This is a genomic window from Sulfuricurvum sp., assembly GCF_022759005.1.
In the GTDB taxonomy this organism is placed as follows: domain Bacteria; phylum Campylobacterota; class Campylobacteria; order Campylobacterales; family Sulfurimonadaceae; genus Sulfuricurvum.
Genome location: NZ_JAEMQA010000132.1, coordinates 1 through 5755, shown reverse-complemented (window position 1 = coordinate 5755; position 5755 = coordinate 1). Strand labels below are relative to the sequence as shown.

Annotated in this window: 2 protein-coding genes and 1 pseudogene; all 3 read left to right on the top strand. The window is 44.3% G+C overall.

Annotated features, from left to right (window positions below; all coding sequences use genetic code 11):
- Window positions 1-32: 32 nt before the first annotated feature.
- The gene (rplL, locus tag JHC35_RS08155; protein ID WP_295044034.1) at window positions 33-404 is read left to right on the top strand and encodes a 50S ribosomal protein L7/L12; all 372 of its coding nucleotides are present in this window, start codon (window positions 33-35) and stop codon (window positions 402-404) included.
- Window positions 405-572: 168 nt separating this feature from the next.
- Window positions 573-4718 (top strand): DNA-directed RNA polymerase subunit beta, encoded by a 4146-nt coding sequence (gene rpoB, locus JHC35_RS08150; protein WP_295044031.1) that lies wholly within the window; start codon window positions 573-575, stop codon window positions 4716-4718.
- Window positions 4711-5703, top strand: a pseudogene (locus JHC35_RS08145) (DNA-directed RNA polymerase subunit beta'); the annotation flags it as partial. The gene rpoB and the pseudogene JHC35_RS08145, both read left to right, overlap by 8 nt.
- Window positions 5704-5755 lie beyond the last annotated feature (52 nt).

Genomic DNA, 5755 nt, shown 5'->3' with positions numbered 1-5755 from the left:
AAAAATTTAAAAAATACCAATAGGAGAATACTATGGCTGTAACTAAAGAAGATGTTCTTGAGTTTATCTCAAACTTGTCTGTTCTTGAGCTTTCTGAGCTTGTAAAAGAATTCGAAGAAAAATTTGGCGTATCTGCTCAACCGGTAGCGGTTGCTGGTGGTGCCGTAGCTGCTGTAGCTGCTGAAGAAGAAAAAACTGAGTTCGACGTTATCTTGAAAGACGGTGGTGACAAAAAAATCAACGTTATTAAAGTAGTTCGTGCTATGACAGGTCTTGGTCTCAAAGAGGCTAAAGATGCAGTTGAAGGTGCTCCTACAACTCTTAAAGAAGGTATCTCTAAACAAGATGCTGAAGCAGCGAAAAAAGAGCTTGAAGAAGCTGGCGCTGTCGTCGAAATCAAATAATCATTTTGATATCGGAGGCCTGTGCCTCCACCTCCCACAGGGCACTTTACGAAGCGGGTTTTCAACTCTTTCGTAAAGTGCCCATACGTCGTTATAGACTCAAGGACGCTTGAGTTATAGACTTTGCACTTATCCCTATGGGATCAAAAACTTCGATTGAGGTAGCCTATGTTAAACACTCTTCACTCCGGAAACCGCTTACGCGTAGATTTCGCGAAAACTCCCCAACAAATTGAAGTACCGAATTTATTGCAACTTCAACAAAGTTCATACGAATCATTTTTGATGCTTGATCAAAAAGATCGTTCTAAAAGCGGTATTGAGCGCGTATTCCAATCGGTTTTCCCGATTCATGATTCACAAAATCGTCTCTCTCTTGAGTATCTCGGATCCGAAGTAGGACGCCCGAAATACACCGTACGCGAATGTATGGAACGCGGTCTTACGTACTCTGTTTCTTTGCGTATGAAAACACGCCTTATGATTTGGGATCGTGATGAAAACACCAAAGAAAAAACCGGTGTAAAAGACATTAAAGAACAAAGCATTTTTATCCGTGACATCCCGTTGATGACCGATCGTACGTCATTCGTCATCAACGGGGTTGAACGTGTCGTTGTTAATCAGCTTCACCGCTCTCCGGGGGTAATCTTCAAAGAAGAAGAATCAACCACAGCCGGTAGCAAAATGATCTTTACGGGTCAAATCATCCCAGACCGCGGTTCATGGCTCTATTTTGAGTACGATCCGAAAGATATCCTTTACATGCGTATCAACAAACGCCGTAAAGTACCGGTAACGATCATGTTCCGTGCACTTGGATACAGCAAACAAGACATTCTCAAAATGTTCTATCCGTTGCAAAAAATCCGTACAGAAGAGAACCGCTATTTGATGGATTTCGATCCAGAACAATTTGCAGGACGTCTTGGATACGATTTGGTAGACAAAGACGGCAAATTGTTGGTTGCAGCAGGCAAACGTCTCTCAACCAAAAAAGCGGAGAAACTCATCGCTGAGGGTGTAACTGCCATTCAATATCCGATTGAAACATTGATCGAACGCCATTTGGCTGAGCCGATTATCGATGCGGAAACGGGCGAAGTAATGTTCGACACAATGACGCAATTGGATGAGACCAAACTCAAAAAGATGATTGAAGCGGGTGTCAAAGAGTTCGTTATTGCGAATGACTTGGCAGAAGGGCACGACAGTGCTATCATCAACGCGTTCATTGCCGATGCCGATTCGCTCAAATTGCTCAAACAAACCGAAACGATAGAAGATGAAAACGATCTTGCGGCGATCCGTATTTACAAAGTAATGCGCCCTGGTGAGCCGGTAACGAAAGAGGCGGCTAAAGTATTCGTAAACCAGCTTTTCTTTGATCCGGAACGTTATGATTTGACACGCGTCGGACGTATGAAAATGAACCACAAACTCGGACTTAACGTTCCTGAGTATGTAACGGTTTTGACCAATGAAGATATTATTAACACCGTTAAATACGTTGTTAAAGTCAAAAACGGTCAAGGTCATATTGACGATCGCGATCACCTTGGTAACCGTCGTATCCGTTCAATCGGTGAGCTTCTCGGTAATGAGCTGCATAACGGTTTGATCAAAATGCAAAAAGCGATCAAAGACAAACTCTCAACGATGAGTGGACCGACCACTGAGTTGATGCCGCACGATTTGATCAACTCAAAAATGATCACTAGCACCATCATGGAATTCTTCAGCGGTGGGCAATTGTCGCAGTTTATGGACCAAACAAATCCATTGTCGGAAGTAACCCACAAACGTCGTTTATCAGCACTCGGAGAAGGGGGTCTTGTAAAAGAGCGTGCCGGATTTGAAGTGCGTGACGTTCACCCGACGCATTACGGTCGTATTTGTCCGATTGAGACGCCTGAGGGTCAAAACATCGGTTTGATCAACACGTTGGCTACCTATTCAAAAGTTAATGAACACGGCTTTATCGAAGCGCCGTACAACGTTGTCAAAGATGGCGTAGTTACCAATGAAGTGGTCTATTTAACAGCTACTCAAGAAGAGGGGAAAATCATCGCTGCGGCATCAAGCCGTGTGGATGAAAACGGTAACTTCTTGGATGATTTGGTTGAAATTCGTCAAGACGGCGAGATTATCCTCAAATCACCAAAAGAGTGCGAACTTCGTGATTTGACTCCGCACATGGTTGTCGGGGTTGCGGCAAGCTTGATTCCGTTCTTGGAACACGATGATGCGAACCGTGCATTGATGGGATCGAACATGCAACGTCAAGCGGTGCCGTTGTTACGCCCTGAAGCGCCGATGGTCGGAACGGGTGTCGAGAAATTGGTTGCTCGCGATTCATGGGAATGTGTTAAAGCTAAGCGCAGCGGTATTGTAGAAAAAGTTGATTCAAAACACATTTATGTTATGGGTGAAGATGAAGACGGAACATTCATCGATTATTATCCGTTGCAAAAAAATCTTCGTACCAACCAAAATACGACGTTCTTGCAAAAACCGATTGTTAAACAAGGTCAATTTGTTACAAAAGGTCAAATTATCGCTGATGGTCCGAATATGGACAAAGGTGAATTGGCACTCGGTATCAATGCCCTTGTTGCGTTCATGCCGTGGAACGGATATAACTTCGAGGATGCGATCGTTATGTCTGAGCGCATGATTCGCGAAGATGCGTTCACCTCGGTTCATATCTATGAGAAAGAGGCGGAAGCACGAGAACTTAAACACGGTGTCGAAGAGATCACACGTGACATCCCGAACGTTCGTGATGATGAGTTGGCGCATTTGGATGAGAGCGGTATCGTCAAAATCGGTACGTACGTTAAAGGCGGGATGATTCTTGTCGGTAAAGTCTCTCCGAAAGGTGAAGTAAAACCGACTCCGGAAGAGCGACTACTGCGCGCAATTTTCGGTGAAAAAGCGGGTCACGTTGTCAATAAATCACTTTACTGTACACCAAGTATGGAAGGGGTTGTCGTTGACGTTAAAGTATTCACTAAAAAAGGATACGACAAAGATCCGCGTACGCTTGAACTTGAAAAACAAGAGCGTGATGAACTTGAACGCGAACACTATGACCGCCTTTTGATGATCGACAAAGAAGAGATGCTCCGTATTGTTTCATTGTTGACAAAACATCCGTTGCTTAGCGATGTAAGCATCAACGGTAATGAGTACAAAGCGGGTGAAACTATCAAAGCAGACGATCTCAAAGAGGTTAACCGTTTTGCAATGAATAACGTTGTTAAAGCATTTAGCGACGATATTCAAGAGAAATACAACCAAACCAAAAACCATTTCCAAAAAGAGAAGAAAAAATTCCGTGACGAACACGAAGAGAAACTCTCTATTTTGGAAAAAGACGACATCCTTCCAAACGGTGTTGTTAAGTACGTAAAAGTGTATATCGCGACAAAACGTAAACTTAAAGTCGGGGATAAAATGGCGGGGCGTCACGGGAACAAAGGTATCGTCTCTACGATCGTTCCTCAAGTTGACATGCCGTACATGGCAAACGGTCGATCCGTTGACGTTTGTTTGAATCCGCTCGGGGTACCGTCTCGTATGAACATCGGGCAGATCCTTGAGATGCATCTGGGTATGGTCGGTAAAGAACTCGGTCTTCAATTGCAAGACATTTTTGAGGCAAAACAACAAGAGTTTATCGGTGAACTTCGTGCAAAAATGATCTCTTTCGCGGACGTAGCAGGGCTAATGGATGCTAAAAAAGCGTTGGGTGAAATGGACGATCAAACACTCCTGGGCTATGCACAAGACTGGTCAAAAGGGGTTAAATTCGCAACGCCTATTTTCGAAGGGGTTACCGAAGCTGAGTTTGCTAAATTGTTCGAATTGGCAAAATTGGATACCGACGGTAAAATGGAATTGTATGACGGTAAAACCGGCGATAAAATGAAAGAGCGTGTTAATGTCGGATACATGTATATGCTTAAACTTCACCACTTGGTTGATGAGAAAGTACACGCCCGTTCAACCGGACCATACTCTCTTGTAACACAACAACCGGTCGGTGGTAAAGCACTCTTCGGTGGACAACGTTTTGGGGAGATGGAAGTATGGGCTCTTGAAGCATACGGTGCTTCTGCAGTACTTAAAGAGATGTTGACAATTAAATCGGATGACGTTGATGGACGTGTCCGTGCATACAAAGCGATTACGAAGGGTGAAAGTGTACCGGCATCCGGTATCCCAGAAACGCTATTCGTATTGACCAAAGAGCTCCAATCATTGGCGCTTGATATTGAGATTTTTGACGAGGTGGATGACAATGAGTAAATTAGTACCGGTTTCCGTTACGGAAGAGAATCGTCCTACAGACATTAAACAGATTCAATTTCGCTTGGCTTCGCCAGAGAGAATCCTCTCATGGAGCCATGGTGAAGTAAAAAAACCAGAAACTATCAACTACCGTACCCTTAAACCGGAACGTGACGGATTGTTTTGTGCCAAAATTTTCGGACCGGTTCGTGATTACGAATGTTTGTGCGGAAAATACAAAAAAATGCGCTACAAAGGTGTTGTGTGCGAAAAATGTGGTGTTGAAGTTACTTCTGCCAAAGTTCGCCGTACCCGCATGGGACACATCGATCTGGTCACACCGGTTGCGCATATCTGGTATGTGAGTTCACTCCCAAGCCGTATCGGTACATTGCTCGGTGTGAAAATGAAAGACCTTGAGCGCGTGTTGTATTACGAAGCGTACATCGTTAAAAACGGCGGTGAAGCGTATTATGACGGTGAACAAACCTCTGCGGTTCTCAAATACGACGTATTGAACGAAGAACAATATCGTACCCTCGTGCAACGTTACGGAGAGAGCGGTTTTTCAGCAGAGATGGGTGGATCAGCGGTACGTGATTTGCTCGACGAATTGGATTTGGTTGATCTTTTCTCAGCTTTGAAAGAAGAGGTTCGAGCAACCAACTCAGAGGCAAAACGTAAAACGATCGTTAAACGTTTGAAAGTTATCGAGTCATTCTTGAATTCAGGGAACAACCCTGCATGGATGATGTTGACCGCATTGCCGGTTCTTCCTCCAGAACTTCGCCCGTTGGTGAGTTTGGATGGGGGAAAATTCGCGGTATCGGACGTTAATGACCTCTATCGCCGTGTTATTAACCGTAACCAACGTTTGAAACGTCTTATCGAGCTTGAAGCACCGGAAATTATCGTACGTAACGAAAAACGGATGTTGCAAGAAGCGGTGGATGCGTTGTTTGACAACGGCCGCCGTGCTAACGCCGTTAAAGGTGCGAACAAGCTCATCTCTTAGCTTCCTTATTCATTTGCCAAGGTCCTTTATCTCAGTCGAT